Origin of the sequence: Flavobacterium aestuarii (assembly GCF_040049115.1) — a bacterium.
Taxonomy (GTDB): Bacteria; Bacteroidota; Bacteroidia; order Flavobacteriales; family Flavobacteriaceae; genus Flavobacterium; species Flavobacterium aestuarii.
Map to the genome: position 1 here is coordinate 144811 of NZ_JBDLZZ010000007.1, position 13668 is coordinate 158478.

The 13668-nt window shown below is 35.0% G+C and carries 14 protein-coding genes; 5 read left to right on the forward strand and 9 right to left on the reverse strand.

Going from position 1 to position 13668, the window contains the following annotated elements:
* The first annotated feature begins 94 nt into the window (after positions 1-94).
* Both ABEG11_RS09665 and ABEG11_RS09670 read left to right on the forward strand, forming a co-directional pair.
* A complete protein-coding gene (locus ABEG11_RS09665; protein WP_348823965.1) occupies positions 95-1003 on the forward strand; it encodes a helix-turn-helix domain-containing protein in 909 nt (302 codons plus the stop codon).
* A gap of 104 nt (positions 1004-1107) precedes the next feature.
* Entirely contained in the window at positions 1108-1872 is a 765-nt protein-coding gene (locus tag ABEG11_RS09670; protein ID WP_348823966.1) for a nitrilase family protein, read from the forward strand.
* Here the strand turns inward: ABEG11_RS09670 and ABEG11_RS09675 are convergent.
* A complete protein-coding gene (locus tag ABEG11_RS09675; RefSeq protein ID WP_348823967.1) occupies positions 1864-3537 on the reverse strand; it encodes an Ig-like domain-containing domain in 1674 nt (557 codons plus the stop codon). The genes ABEG11_RS09670 and ABEG11_RS09675 overlap by 9 nt on opposite strands.
* A gap of 260 nt (positions 3538-3797) precedes the next feature.
* Between ABEG11_RS09675 and ABEG11_RS09680 the strand changes: the two genes are divergently transcribed.
* Together ABEG11_RS09680 and ABEG11_RS09685 are read left to right on the forward strand one after the other, a co-directional pair.
* Positions 3798-4250, forward strand: a complete 453-nt coding sequence (locus ABEG11_RS09680) for a 6-pyruvoyl trahydropterin synthase family protein (RefSeq protein ID WP_348823968.1) — start codon at positions 3798-3800, stop codon at positions 4248-4250.
* Positions 4251-4265: 15 nt separating this feature from the next.
* Complete coding sequence (locus tag ABEG11_RS09685) at positions 4266-5024, forward strand: UDP-2,3-diacylglucosamine diphosphatase (protein WP_348823969.1); 759 nt, start codon at positions 4266-4268, stop codon at positions 5022-5024.
* Here the strand turns inward: ABEG11_RS09685 and ABEG11_RS09690 are convergent, their stop codons facing one another.
* The 7 genes from ABEG11_RS09690 to ABEG11_RS09720 form a co-directional block, all read right to left on the reverse strand.
* A complete protein-coding gene (locus ABEG11_RS09690; protein ID WP_348823970.1) occupies positions 5025-6242 on the reverse strand; it encodes a cytochrome c3 family protein in 1218 nt (405 codons plus the stop codon).
* 93 nt (positions 6243-6335) lie between these two features.
* On the reverse strand, positions 6336-6782 hold the full coding sequence (locus tag ABEG11_RS09695) for a DUF2062 domain-containing protein (protein WP_348823971.1): 447 nt from the start codon (positions 6780-6782) through the stop codon (positions 6336-6338).
* A 35-nt stretch (positions 6783-6817) separates the two neighbouring features.
* On the reverse strand, positions 6818-8092 hold the full coding sequence (locus ABEG11_RS09700) for an MFS transporter (protein ID WP_348823972.1): 1275 nt from the start codon (positions 8090-8092) through the stop codon (positions 6818-6820).
* Positions 8093-8098: 6 nt separating this feature from the next.
* Positions 8099-9787, reverse strand: a complete 1689-nt coding sequence (recJ, locus tag ABEG11_RS09705; RefSeq protein ID WP_348823973.1) for a single-stranded-DNA-specific exonuclease RecJ — start codon at positions 9785-9787, stop codon at positions 8099-8101.
* Between the two features lie 235 nt (positions 9788-10022).
* Positions 10023-10367: a HopJ type III effector protein gene (locus ABEG11_RS09710; protein ID WP_348823974.1), complete on the reverse strand. Its 345-nt coding sequence runs from the start codon at positions 10365-10367 to the stop codon at positions 10023-10025.
* A 10-nt stretch (positions 10368-10377) separates the two neighbouring features.
* Positions 10378-11094, reverse strand: a complete 717-nt coding sequence (gene rsmI / locus ABEG11_RS09715) for a 16S rRNA (cytidine(1402)-2'-O)-methyltransferase (protein WP_348823975.1) — start codon at positions 11092-11094, stop codon at positions 10378-10380.
* 51 nt (positions 11095-11145) lie between these two features.
* Entirely contained in the window at positions 11146-12099 is a 954-nt protein-coding gene (locus tag ABEG11_RS09720) for a DUF8457 domain-containing protein (RefSeq protein ID WP_348823976.1), read from the reverse strand.
* 234 nt (positions 12100-12333) lie between these two features.
* Between ABEG11_RS09720 and ABEG11_RS09725 the strand changes: the two genes are divergently transcribed.
* Complete coding sequence (locus ABEG11_RS09725; RefSeq protein ID WP_194640541.1) at positions 12334-12927, forward strand: thymidine kinase; 594 nt, start codon at positions 12334-12336, stop codon at positions 12925-12927.
* A gap of 52 nt (positions 12928-12979) precedes the next feature.
* On the opposite strand, the gene ABEG11_RS09730 is transcribed toward ABEG11_RS09725, so the two are convergent.
* Complete coding sequence (locus ABEG11_RS09730) at positions 12980-13567, reverse strand: Uma2 family endonuclease (RefSeq protein ID WP_348823977.1); 588 nt, start codon at positions 13565-13567, stop codon at positions 12980-12982.
* Between the last annotated feature and the right edge of the window lie 101 nt (positions 13568-13668).

A 13668-nucleotide genomic window follows, 5' to 3' on the forward strand; every position in this document is an offset into this window, starting at 1 on the left:
CAGTAGATAAAGCAAATGACGTAAAGATGGCATAAGTGTATTTCATTAAATACAGCAGATTTGAATTATTTTTGGGCAATAATTTAATTGATTTATGGAAAACCAAAATTTAGCAAAGAAGGTAAAAGAATTACGAAAAAGAAAATCATTGTCCCAGGAGGAACTTGCCAAAAACGCAGGTTTATCATTACGAACGGTTCAAAGAGTTGAAAATGGAGAAACAATTCCGACAGCTGAAACGCTAAAAAGATTGGCTTTGGTTTTGGATGTGCCTCCAAAAGAATTGACTGAATTTATAATTGATGGAGAAGCCGCAAAACAAAAATTGAAAACTAAATATGAATATTTACATATTTTTGAAGACAAACTCGTTTTTAGTAAAACTCCAGATATTAATTTAGTAGCGGATTATGGCAAATCGGTAACCTATGTTTTTAGGACACTAATAGTATTTTTTATTTCAATTCCTTTATTTACTGCGATGGGCATTTATTTTTATAATATTGGAAACACATCTTGGGCAGTTATGTCTGGGACTTTTGTTTTTCTGTACTTGACAGGTGCATTAAATACGATGCTATTTGGCTCAGGGACACCTGTTGTTAATATTACGGATATTTCAAATATAAAAATACAAAAGCATTTATCTTATAACTTCGTCAATATTTCAATTATAGAATCGGGTAGAATAAAACAAAGAGGATTAATACTGGAAAAAGAGCAAATACAACCTATGATTAATACTTTACTAGAGAAAAATCTATTGGATAAAAAAGATATTAAAATGAATAAAAAATCACAAATACTCAAATTGATTTTTTTCTGTTTATATATTCTAATTTCTAGTCTATTTGTGTTTTATAACCCAAAACTGCTTTATTTAACAACATATTTACAGTCAGGATTATTACTTGTTATTTGTTTTATTTTGATTGGGAAAATGCTGCGGCATTCTGTTTTTTTAAATCGTGATACGATAGTGATAGCAAGCGGTTCCCATTGATAGATGAAAAAAGGCTTTGCAAAACTCATTAAAAGATGAATATAATCTGTATGAATCTGTCATATCTGTATAATCCTTGGTTCAATTTTTACTAATTTTATAGTATGAAAACCGCCTTAATTCAATCTTCACTAATTTGGGAAAACCCAATTGTCAACCGAAACCATTTCGAAGAAAAAATCAAAGGTCTTGATGAAGATATTGATTTAATTGTTCTTCCAGAAATGTTTAGTTCTGGTTTTACCATGAAACCTAAAAATATTGCCGAAACTATGCAGGGTGAAACGGTCTTGTGGTTACAATCTTTGGCGAAAGCCAAAAAAAGTGCCATTACAGGAAGTTTAGTTATTAAAGAAAATGGTAATTTCTACAACAGATTGGTTTTTATTTTTCCATCTGGTGAAATTCAGTTTTATGATAAAAGACATTTGTTTACTCTGGCTGGCGAGGACAAAATTTATACTGCTGGAAAAAACAAATTAATTATTGAATACAAAGGCTGGAAAATTTGTCCGTTGATTTGTTATGATTTACGATTCCCAGTTTTTGCAAGGAATGTTGAAGAATATGATGTGTTGATTTATGTTGCCAATTGGCCGAAAGTCAGAATAAATGCTTGGAATGCTTTACTAAAAGCCCGAGCCATTGAGAACATGTGTTACACTATTGGCGTCAACAGAATTGGAGAAGACAATAATAAATTAGAATACAACGGACACACCCAAGCTATTAATTTCTTGGGAGATTATCTTTTAGACCCTGCAGAATCTGAAGCTGTTTTTATTATCGAATTAAATAAGGAGGAACTAATTTCAGCCCGTAAAAAATTCAATTTTTTAAACGACCAGGATTCTTTTGTTTTAAAATGAAGCCTTTTTTTCTTTCTCTTTAGGTTTCTTCTTTTTGGGTTCAGGAGTGTAGGGGAGACTTAAGTCAAAGGTTTCCATGTAATCAAAGTTAGAATGTACATCTCTATCCTCGGAGCGGTAAATGACTTCTTCGGCTTGTCTTTTTTCAGTATAACTTCCCGTGTCCCATTCTTTGTTTTTATTGTCATCATAAATGGCCCGAATACTGTAAATACCAGGTTCTAATAAATTAAACTCTAGCTGGGTTTTTTCTTCAGTGTACTGGCTGGCTTTGACTATATCTCCTTTTTCATTAGTCAATTCGATAATTACTGGAAAACGATTTACATTTTTTAAAGAGAGAATAATATTCCCATAATCAGTAAAATTCCGGGTAGAGGTCTTAAATGATAAAGTGTCATTTGTTTTCTCTAAAAAATCGGTAACTGCGCCAGGCAGCATTTTAAAATTATATTTCTGCGCTTCATCAATTTTAAAATCAACATATAATTGCTGGCTAAATTCATCATAGGCAGTTGTAAAAGGCACCGCAACCGAATCTTTGTCGATAAGCGTCATTTTGGTTTTGTCAAAATTTACCAGGGGAAGACTGGATTCTAATGTAAATCGATCCCTGAAATTCAACGATCCGGCTTGAATAGCCTTAATGCTCAAAGTGTCATTTTTTTGTTTTTTAATCTTAAAAGTATAATCTTTTACATATTTATCCTTTTCGATATGCAGGGAAAGAGAATCAGCTTTCAAAGGCTTAAACCAGACTTGAACAGAATCCTTTTTGTCCATTTTAGTAATTATGGCTGGGATGGTTTCATTTTGATTTTTCAGAGTAAGCTTTGGGAGTTCGCTTTTATTTCTTGCATTGCCTTGATAACCCATAATTAATCTGTTTCCAGATGCCTGACTGGGTTTGTTAGCTTTAAAAGGCATTATTTCCTTAAACAGTTCAAGTTCAAAAACAGTGTCATTAGGTATTGTTAAAACCTGTTTGTTAAACCCGATTAAATCTGATTTTGGATTGAATTTATTGTTGCTATTATTGTCTTTCATAGCAACAAGAAAATACTTTCCAGCTTTTAAATTTTCAAGACGGAATGTTTTTAAACTGTCAAGAGTGTTGGTAATATAACGTGGATTTTCTTTGTAAATAGTAGAATCATTGAATTTTTCATTTGCTTCATAAAGCATAATAGAAACAAATGAAGCCACCTCTTTCTCATGTGCATCTTTTACTCTTCCGCCAAGGGCTAATGAATCAATATAATCTCCAGTCGAAAACACGTATTTAAATTGATTGTAGGGATTGCCTTCATTATTATCGGCAATGCTTTGTCCAAAATTTAAGCTATAGGTAGTATTTGGTGCCAGTGTATCATTAACGGTAATAGTCAGTACTTTTGTAGGTGTTGCAGGAAGAACGAGCAATTCATTCTTCATTGGTGGCGAAACAATCAATTGCTTATTGAGATTCTTGAGCTTTACATTTTCGTCAAAAGTAAGCTTGATTTTATTTCCTGTAAATTTAACCGAATAATTTTCGGGATAACTGGTCTTAAGGACTGGAGCAATAGTGTCTTTCAAACCGCCGGTAATGGAGCCTCTTTTGGCACAGCTCATAAAAAAAATCAGAAGCAGAAAAGGAATATATTTAAAATGTTTTTTGAACATAGTCAGCTAAAATTTGATTTTACAAAATAACAATTATATTTACTGTAATCGAAATTTTTTGCTAATTATTAGGAGCTGTTTAACTCCGTTACATCTTAGATTTCCTGCTGTACGCCTTATCTTTTTATAAAGCAGAGAAAAACTGCTTTATAAAAAGGATGCCGCTTCCATCTGCGCTTGGGCTTTAGGTAACTGAAACCCGTTTTTTAATGGCTGTTTCTCATGTGAATTCCTTAAATTTGCACCCAAAATAATCTTCAATGAGCAATATTAGAATTACCAAACAATTTAATTTTGAAACTGGCCACGCGTTATATGGGTATGATGGAAAATGTAAAAACGTGCATGGCCATAGTTATAAATTATCTGTTACCGTTATTGGAAAACCAATTACGGATCGGTTGAACGTGAAGTTCGGAATGGTGATCGATTTTTCGGATTTAAAAAAAATCGTAAAAGAAGAAATTGTTGACCAATTCGATCATGCAACGGTTTTTAACGAAACAACTCCTCATATAGAATTGGCTAAGGAATTAAAATCACGTGATCATCACGTGATATTGGTTGATTATCAGCCAACAAGCGAGAATATGGTAGTTGATTTTTCTCAAAGAATTATCAGAAGATTGCCATCCAACATAAAGCTTTTTTCATTAAAACTTCAGGAAACTGAGTCATCATTTGCCGAATGGTTTGCAAGTGATAATCTATAATCTATAACGTAGTTCATGCAATTATCAAATAATAAAAAAATCTATTTCGCTTCCGATCAGCATTTTGGCGCACCAACTCCAGAATTGAGTTTTCCAAGAGAACAAAAATTCGTTGCCTGGCTTGACGAAGTTAAAAAAGACGCAGAAGCTATTTTTTTGCTGGGTGATTTATTTGATTTCTGGTTCGAATATAAAACTGTGGTTCTCAAAGGTTTTGTCCGTATTTTAGGCAAACTGGCCGAAATTCGTGACAGCGGAATTCCTGTTTATTTCTTTGTTGGAAACCATGATTTATGGATGGCTGATTATTTTGAGACCGAATTGAACATTCCTGTTTACCACGATAACAAGGAATTTACTTTTAACAATAAAACTTTTTTGATTGGTCACGGAGATGGAAAAGGTCCTGGTGACAAAGGATATAAACGAATGAAAAAGGTGTTTACCAATCCGTTTTCAAAATGGCTTTATCGCTGGCTTCATCCAGATATTGGGGTTAAATTGGCACAATACCTTTCGGTAAAAAATAAACTGATTTCCGGCGAAGCCGATGTGAAATTTCTCGGGGATGAAAACGAGTGGCTTATACTTTATGCCAAGCGTAAATTAGAAACAAGACATTATGATTATTTCGTATTCGGACACCGTCATTTGCCAATGATTAAATCAGTAGGTGAAAATTCAGAATATGTGAATCTTGGTGACTGGATTAATTATTTTACCTACGGTGTATTTGATGGAGAAACTTTTGAGATCAAAAAGTTTGAAAAATAATTATTTTTCTGTCACAGGATAAATAGCAATTTTATGTGTTCTCAACGAATAACTCAAAGTATCTGAATGCTTATTTGATTGCAGAAAACGTATTGCTTTCGAATCTTTTTTTGGCATGTGGCATTCTACACAAGCAGCAGCCAACATTGTTTTTGTGAATGTTTTTACTGTTGCTGAATTGTGTTTGATATCTTTGTGACAACTCATACAGATTTTGGAATAAGTGGTAAGATTTCCAGGTGAATCTTGGTGCGGATTATGACAAGTCATACAGTCCATAGCCTGGCTTTTTTTAAAACATTTGCTTTGAGCAAGCAAGCCCAATTGATTGCCGTGAACATCCATGTTTAATGTGTCTTTTGACGTTGGATTTTCGTTAAAATAATCCATGAGGCTTTCTCCAGGTTTGTATTGATAACGTGATTTTAATCTGCTTTTGCTATTTCCAGAGTGACATAAGGCGCAGGCATCTATTCTCTGCTGTCTATTTAAGCTTCTAAAGGCAACTACATATTGTGCTTTCTTTATATCGGGGAATTTCAAATGTGCCTGAACATGTTTTTTTGCAGGGCCGTGGCATCGTTCACAATCTATACCATAAATTAAGGTGCTTTTGTTCAAAAAGTTTTCCACTTCCATACCCATAAAAGTATAATTTTCAGTGCTCTTTGTTGTTACATATTTGCTTGCAATATTAGAGCTGTGACACGCAAAACATTCTTTGTTTATCTTTCTTGTAAAATCTGGCGCCACAGCAGAATAGGTTGGGCTTGTTGCCCAGCTGTCAATTGATTTATAATAAGAAACCGGCAGCTCGTAAACATAATTATTTTTCCAATAGCCACTGGTTTGGGCATGTTTGATTCCGAAAATGACATCAAATGAGTAAGCCTCAACTTCTTTTCCATTTTTATATAATACTTGATAAAGAGAATCATTGCGCTCTTCCATGACTAATTTGGTGTTTTTGTCATAAAAGAAAGTATTATGGCCGGCTGTAAAATGCCCAGAAATATTTTCTTTAGTCCCGGGAGATGTTGCCTTAAAGTGTGAAGTATGTGAAGCAGATTCATATTGTATCTGATGGCATTGGATACAGCTTTCAGAACCTGCATAATCTGTTCCGCGGGGATCTATATATTCATCTGATTTACTGGTGCAGCTTGTGAGCAGCACAGTTAAAAAAGTTATAGCAAAAAGTATCTTTATTTTTTCCATTAAGACAAATATACTTTTTTTGGCGTAAATCAAAAATATATTTTACGCCTAAAACTATTGTTAAATAGTTTAGAATAAATGATGTAAAGGATTTTATTTATGTGTCTTTTTCAAAAACAAAAGCAATGCCAGATATGTTCCTATAGAAATTGGTACAGCAGTTAATAGCCATCCGCCTAACCCGCATAATAGTTCAAAAGAAAGATAGCTTAGCGTCTGGAAAAAATCATTTTGAAAAGAATTGATGATTTCTTCTGCTGTATGATGAGTTGATGGCACCGAAAAAATAAATTCTCCTGCTTTTATAAAAGGAATTATCAATAAGATTTGTATTGGCCACATCAAATAGCTGATTGCAATCATTATCGGCAGATTCAATTTCTTTTTAATGGATAAAGCAGTCAGGATAAAAGTGCTCACTCCTAAAATTGGAATTATCGAAAGTGCCCCTGATACAATTATGCTTTGGCTTAATTGCTTGGAACTTAATCCTTGTTTAAAAAGAGCTGTAGTTTTGTCTTTTAGGGTGTTTATTTTCATTCTTTCTGCTGTTAGTTTCCCTATAAAAAACATATCTATTTATGATTTTCGTGCTCTTCCAAGTCTTTTTGTAAGTCCAGCGTTCTAAATCCTGGCAGTTTCAATCCTGTAAAGATTACGACTAATAATGTCATGCTTCCGCCAAAAACAACTGCCGAAACTGCTCCCATCAGCTTTGCTGTCAATCCGCTTTCGAAAGCGCCTAATTCATTAGACGAACCCACAAATATTGAATTCACTGCCGATACACGCCCCCGCATGTGATCCGGAGTTTTTAGCTGTAAAATCGTCTGGCGGATCACTACCGAAAAACCATCAGTAACACCGCTCATGAATAAAGCAAAAACCGATAGCCAAAACCATGTTGAAAGCCCAAAAACAATAATGCATATACCAAAACCAAAAATAGCAGCCAAAAGCTTTATTCCTGCGTTTTTATAAAAAGGCAGATGCGTGGAAACGAACATCGTCAGCATTGCGCCTACCGCCGGAGCAGCTCTTAAAATACCAAACCCTTCAGGTCCTACTTTTAAAATATCCTGAGCAAATATAGGGAGCAATGCCACTGCACCGCCAAAAAGTACCGCTACCATATCGAGAGTCAACGCTCCTAAAATAGATTTATTGGTAAAAACAAACTTTACTCCTTCCTTTAAACTCTCCATTACCGGTTCTCCTATTTTTGTGTTTAAAATAGGCTTTTTGGAAATTTGTGTCAGAATTAATAAAGCAAAAACAGAACAGGCAAAAATAGAGCACATTGACCAATGAACTCCAATCCAGGTAATTGAAAATCCTGCTACAGCTGGTCCTGCTACTGAACCAATCTGCCAAACCGAACTGCTCCAGGTAGCTGCATTAGGATAGGCTTTTTTAGGAACAATTAATGCTAAAAGGGAGAAGATTGTTGGTCCAAGAAAAGACCGTACCAATCCGCCCAGAAAAACTAAAAAATAAATAGAATACAAAATTGCATTGGTTGACCAGCCACTCACAATTTTTGGCCAAGTCAATAAAAATAACCCAAAACTTATTATTGAAAATCCTAAAATACATTTAACCAGCATTCCTTTTTTTTCTTTTTGATCGACTATATGACCCGCAAATAATGCCATTCCAATGGCAGGAATCACTTCCATTAATCCAATCATTCCTAATGAAAGTGCGCTTTTGGTTAAACTATATACTTCCCATTCTATAATGATAAACTGCATTGACCACGCAAAAACCATTGCAAAACGCAATAATAAAAACACGTTAAACTCTCTATATCGCAAGGCTGCATACGGATCATTTTTCTTCTTACTCATAATTTTTTATTTAATATCTTTCAATCGCAATTGAATGCTCACTTTGTCATTCCACTCATTTTCATCGATGCAGTATACGGCATCAAATTCCTGTTGGTTGTTTGTTAAATCTTTTTTATTTCCCAACCCAAAGCCAATAGCAGCAAGACCTTCGGAGTTGTTTTGTTTCACAAACAGTTTTAAATGTTCGTCTTCAGAGCCCAGAGTTTTGGCATAACCAGTATCTTTTAATTTTTTTGTCAAAAAAACAGGCCTCATATTTTGTGGGCCAAAAGGTTCAAATTGTTTTAAAATCCGGATTAATTTTGGTGAAATGTCTGCAAAATTAATTTCGGCGTCTATGGTTATTTCTGGCGTTAAATGATCTGGATGAATGGTTTCCTGTACTGTTTTTTCAAATGCATCTTTAAAAATTTGATAATTTTCTTCTTTTAAAGTCATTCCGGCGGCATACATGTGTCCTCCAAATTGTTCCAAATGTTCAGAACACGCTTCAAGCGCATTATATACGTCAAAACCTTTTACCGATCGTGCCGAAGCGGCATATTTGTCACCGCTTTTTGTAAAAACTAACGTAGGGCGGTAATACGTTTCAATTAATCGGGAAGCCACAATTCCTATTACTCCTTTGTGCCAATCCTCTTGAAAAACCACCGATGTAAAGTTTTTTTCTTCTTGGTTTTGGGTAATCTGCTGGAGTGCTTCTTTAGTTATTTGTTTGTCTAAATCCTTTCGATCCGAATTGTATTGTTCAATTTCGGAAGCAAACTGCTGTGCTTGTTCAAAATTAAATTCCGTCAATAATTCCACAGCATGATTGCCGTGCTTGATGCGTCCGGCAGCGTTGATTCGAGGAGCAATTGTAAAAACAACATCGGTAATGTCGAGTTTTTTCTTTTTTATCTGATGTATTAATGCCTTGATTCCAGGTCTTGGCTGGGTATTGATTACCTGCAGTCCAAAATAAGCCAATACGCGGTTTTCGCCGGTCATTGGGACTATGTCTGCAGCAATGGCAGTGGCTGCTAAATCCAAATAAGAAACCAAATCCTCAATAGTCTGATTTCTGTTTGCACCCAAAGCCTGAATGAGTTTGAAGCCCACTCCGCAGCCACACAATTCATCGTAAGGATAATTGCAGTCTTCACGTTTTGGATCGAGAACCGCTGTGGCTTCAGGTAAAACTGCTCCAGGTCTGTGGTGATCGCAAATGATGAAATCAATGTTTCGCTCTTTTGCGTAAGCGACATGATCGATTGATTTTATACCGCAATCCAAAGCAATAATTAACGAGAATCCGTTGTCGTCGGCGAAATCAATTCCTTTGAAAGAAATTCCGTAGCCCTCATCATAACGATCGGGAATATAAGTAGCGACATTTGGGTAATAGCTTTTCAAATAGGACGAAACCAGCGAAACAGCCGTTGTTCCATCAACATCATAGTCGCCAAATATGAGTATGTTTTCCTGATTTTGAATAGCTCTTTCGATGCGTTCGACAGCTTTGTCCATATCCTTCATCAAGTAAGGATCGTGTAAATCGTCTAACGTTGGGCGAAAAAATTGTTTGGCCTGTTCGTAAGTTTCAATTCCTCTTTGAATTAGTAAGGTGGCTACGAAGTCTTCTATGTTAAGAGCTTGAGCTAAGTGCTTTATTTTTTGTTCTGAAGGTTTTGGCTTTAAAGTCCAACGCATTTTTATGGAGATTTGTTCGATTTGATAAAATAAGGCATCCGGAAATAGGAATCTTTGGGATACGAATTTAATTTTTTTAAATCAAAACAGATTACAATTGTTTCTTAAATTATTGGATGTAAAATAAAATATAAAACAATCAAATAGAGCGAATTGGTAACCAGATTGTAGTTTTTTTGATTCAATATGTATTAAAAATACAGATAAAGAATCAAAAAAGCTACAATTGTAAAAATTATTTAAGTTCTAACGCTTCGCCTTCAAATTGTATTCCGTCCCAGCCGGTTTTCATAAAGTTGCGGATATTTTGGTGGTTGGTGCCATTTGGGTCTCCCAAAGTTTCTTCAAAATAATAAGCTCCAAAACATGTCAAAGTTTCCTCAACGGATAATTTTTGCAACAGCGCAAAAGAAAATAATTTACAAGAACCTGAATTGGTTCCTGCTTCATTATGTGTGTCTCCGTTTTGAAAAGCGGTTGGCGTAAAATTGTAATTTTCCTCTATTACTGCAATTGTTTCTGCAAATGTGTTGGCTGTTGGGTTTTGTTTTAGATTGTCTAAAAAGGTACTGATAGTCATATTTATGTATTTATTCTTCTTCTTTTTGGAATTTATTTTTTTTGGCTTCTTTCACAATTGTTTTTCCGGCGACAACTACGACAATTTCCCCTCGTGGAGCTGTTTTTTCAAAGTGTGTCAGCACTTCGCGAGCTGTTCCGCGACGATTTTCTTCGTGCAGTTTGGACAATTCACGGCAAACGCAAATTTGTCGGTCTTCGCCAAAATAAGTAATGAATTCGGCCAATGTTTTGAGTAATTTATGTGGCGAAACATACAGAATCATCGTTCGGGTTTCTTCTGCAAGTTCCAGATATCGGGTTTGTCTTCCTTTTTTTTCGGGAAGAAAACCTTCAAAAATGAATTTGTCATTTGGCAGTCCGCTGTTGACTAATGCCGGAACAAAAGCCGTTGCGCCAGGTAAACATTCCACCGCAATTCCGTTTTCGATACAGGCACGAGTCAATAAAAAACCAGGATCCGAAATCGCCGGTGTTCCCGCATCCGAAATTAAGGCAATGCTTTCGCCAGCTTTCAATCTGGAGATTATGTTCTCCGTTGTTTTGTGTTCATTATGCATATGATGGCTGTGCATGTGCGTGCCAATCTCAAAATGCTTGAGCAGTTTCCCGCTCGTTCGGGTATCTTCGGCAAGGATTAAATCTACTTCTTTAAGAATCCTAATGGCTCGAAAAGTCATGTCTTCGAGGTTGCCGATAGGAGTGGGTACGATATATAGTTTTGACATTTTTCTTGCTTAAAAGAGAGGATTTAAAAAAATATAAAAGGGGTATAACTCTTAAAATGACAAGAATTTTTTCTCTATGATTTCCATAAAACGCTGTTCATAATCTTCTTTTCCTTCCCAATTATTATAGTCTGGTTTTACCATTTCGTCGATAAAACTTTTGGTTTCCAAATAAGTGTCAAACGTTATCAGCTGGTTGAGAACACGGTTGTAATCTTCATTGCTTCCGCCAAATAAATGTTTTACAAATGCAATTCGGTCGTTCAGTCCAACAGTGATTTCTTTGACTAATTTATCATTCAAAGTAATCGATTTGGGCTCTTCTTTTTCGAAACTGGTTTGCGGAGCAGATAAAATTGGTTCTTTTTCAAGCTGAAAAGAAGGAGCAGTTTTTGTAGTTTCCGGCTCTTGTTTTTTATCTGAAACTTTTACAAAATCAGGATCGGCATAATGGCCTCCAAGAAGATCATCAAACGAAATCTGAACGGCTTCTTTTTTCTTAGGAGTTTCGGGTATTAGGGGTTCAATAGCGTCGACAATTGGTTCAAATGCCATTTTTTCAGAAACGGCTGGTTCCTCAATCGGTGCTGGGTTTTCGATAATTTCAGCCACAATAACTTCTGGTTCTACGACAGCTGTAATTGGTTCAGTAGTTATTTGAGGAGATACAATTTCTTCTTTTACGGGTTCAATTTTGACAGTTTCTTCTTTGATGATTTCTTCAGTTATAGGTGTTTCTTCAATAATTGGTTCGCTGACCGGAATTGGTTTTTGGAACTCAGGTATAGCCATGTTTTCAAAAAACTCTTTCATTTTCTCTACAACTTCAGCTTGACCAATGGTGGGTTTTGGATCTCCAAAATGCTCTTCAACAAATCGTAAAACAGCTAATTTTTCATATAATTTTTGTGTTTCCAAATAAAGCTGATTAATGTCAGATTTATTTTTGAGCTGTAAAATTCTATGAGCAATGCTGATTAAATCGGCTTCCAGTTTTTTTTGCATAACTTTTGAAATTATATGAATATGTGGCTTTATATAAATTGTTCTTTGCTGGTAATCGATGAAGCGGGTTAAATTTCTTTTTCAATTTTATTATTGAAATAAGACCTCTCAGATTTTTGAATTGATAAAAATTATCTACTTTTGAAACGAGGTAAAACAGAAATTTACCCAATTGCTTTATTACCGATACAAAGTAATAAAAACTATTCATTTTTTAAGGCAGAAAAAAACAAAATGTTTCTCGAAAACACAGTAAATCATAAAGAGCAGTTTGGATGGATTGAAGTCATCTGCGGATCCATGTTTTCGGGAAAGACCGAAGAACTTATCCGTAGATTAAAGCGGGCTCAGTTTGCCAAACAGAAAGTAGAAATTTTTAAACCCGCCATTGATACCCGTTATCATGATGAAATGGTAGTCTCTCATGACAGCAACGAAATTCGTTCAACGCCGGTTCCTGCAGCGGCTAATATTGCTATTTTGGCACAAGGCTGTGATGTAATCGGGATTGATGAAGCCCAGTTTTTCGATGACGAAATCGTGACGGTCTGCAATGATCTTGCCAATCAGGGAATTCGTGTAATTGTTGCTGGTTTAGACATGGATTTTAAGGGAAATCCTTTTGGACCTATGCCAGCACTTATGGCTACGGCTGAGTATGTAACCAAAGTACATGCTGTATGTACCAGAACAGGAAATCTGGCTCACTACAGTTTTCGTAAAACCGATAATGATAAACTCGTAATGCTTGGCGAAACCGAGGAGTATGAGCCTTTGAGCCGTGCCGCTTATTATCATGCCATGCGGAAAGACGAGGAAAAGAACTAAAATAATAACCCTTTCGAATCTTTAAAATTTTGAAAGGGTTTTTTGTAGTTTTTTAGTTAAAAATAGACTCTAATTTAAAATCCAATTCAGGAAATAATTTGCTTTGAATATTGTCTTCTTCAATCAAAGGATGCATTCCAATAAATTGATTTTCTTTGAGAACATAAATGAAAACCGTTTTGTCTGCGGGGTTTACAATCCAATATTCTAATACTCCCGCTTCTTCATATAAATCAAATTTATACTTCATTTCTTTATTTGAATTTCCAGGAGACAGAATTTCTATGACTAAATCAGGAGCACCAATAGCGCCTCGTTCATCAATTTTGGAATCATCACAAATTACACATAAATCGGGTTGTATTACGGTATAAATCTCTTGGTCTAATTTAGATTTTTTCTTATCCAACAATCGAACATCAAATGGAGCAATGAATAATTCACAAGAATGTTTTTTGAAAGCATTAATCATAATACCTGTCAGTTTTCTAGATATTCTTTGATGAGTGGTACTTGGTGCAGGACTCATTTTAAAAATCTTTCCTTTTATTAATTCCAGTTTTTCCTGAAATTGCCAAGTTAAATAATCGGCATAAGAATATTTTTTATCTAAATCTAATAAATTGATGTCCGTTATCATAACTATTACTTTTTGACAAAGTTAATAAAAAATAAAACTTCTTTTAGTTAGATAAAAAGGGTTAGTTTATATTTTTAAAACACCAATTTTATCTAGATTGA

Coding starts and splice junctions, on each gene's coding strand:
- ABEG11_RS09710 (WP_348823974.1), bottom strand. CDS start 10,367: ATGACTATCAGTACCTTTTTAGACAATCTAAAACAAAACCCAACAGCC.
- ABEG11_RS09720 (WP_348823976.1), bottom strand. CDS start 12,099: ATGCAAAAAAAACTGGAAGCCGATTTAATCAGCATTGCTCATAGAATT.
- recJ (WP_348823973.1), bottom strand. CDS start 9,787: ATGCGTTGGACTTTAAAGCCAAAACCTTCAGAACAAAAAATAAAGCAC.
- ABEG11_RS09725 (WP_194640541.1), top strand. CDS start 12,334: ATGTTTCTCGAAAACACAGTAAATCATAAAGAGCAGTTTGGATGGATT.
- ABEG11_RS09675 (WP_348823967.1), bottom strand. CDS start 3,537: ATGTTCAAAAAACATTTTAAATATATTCCTTTTCTGCTTCTGATTTTT.
- ABEG11_RS09665 (WP_348823965.1), top strand. CDS start 95: ATGGAAAACCAAAATTTAGCAAAGAAGGTAAAAGAATTACGAAAAAGA.
- ABEG11_RS09670 (WP_348823966.1), top strand. CDS start 1,108: ATGAAAACCGCCTTAATTCAATCTTCACTAATTTGGGAAAACCCAATT.
- ABEG11_RS09690 (WP_348823970.1), bottom strand. CDS start 6,242: ATGGAAAAAATAAAGATACTTTTTGCTATAACTTTTTTAACTGTGCTG.
- ABEG11_RS09685 (WP_348823969.1), top strand. CDS start 4,266: ATGCAATTATCAAATAATAAAAAAATCTATTTCGCTTCCGATCAGCAT.
- rsmI (WP_348823975.1), bottom strand. CDS start 11,094: ATGTCAAAACTATATATCGTACCCACTCCTATCGGCAACCTCGAAGAC.
- ABEG11_RS09695 (WP_348823971.1), bottom strand. CDS start 6,782: ATGAAAATAAACACCCTAAAAGACAAAACTACAGCTCTTTTTAAACAA.
- ABEG11_RS09730 (WP_348823977.1), bottom strand. CDS start 13,567: ATGATAACGGACATCAATTTATTAGATTTAGATAAAAAATATTCTTAT.
- ABEG11_RS09680 (WP_348823968.1), top strand. CDS start 3,798: ATGAGCAATATTAGAATTACCAAACAATTTAATTTTGAAACTGGCCAC.
- ABEG11_RS09700 (WP_348823972.1), bottom strand. CDS start 8,092: ATGAGTAAGAAGAAAAATGATCCGTATGCAGCCTTGCGATATAGAGAG.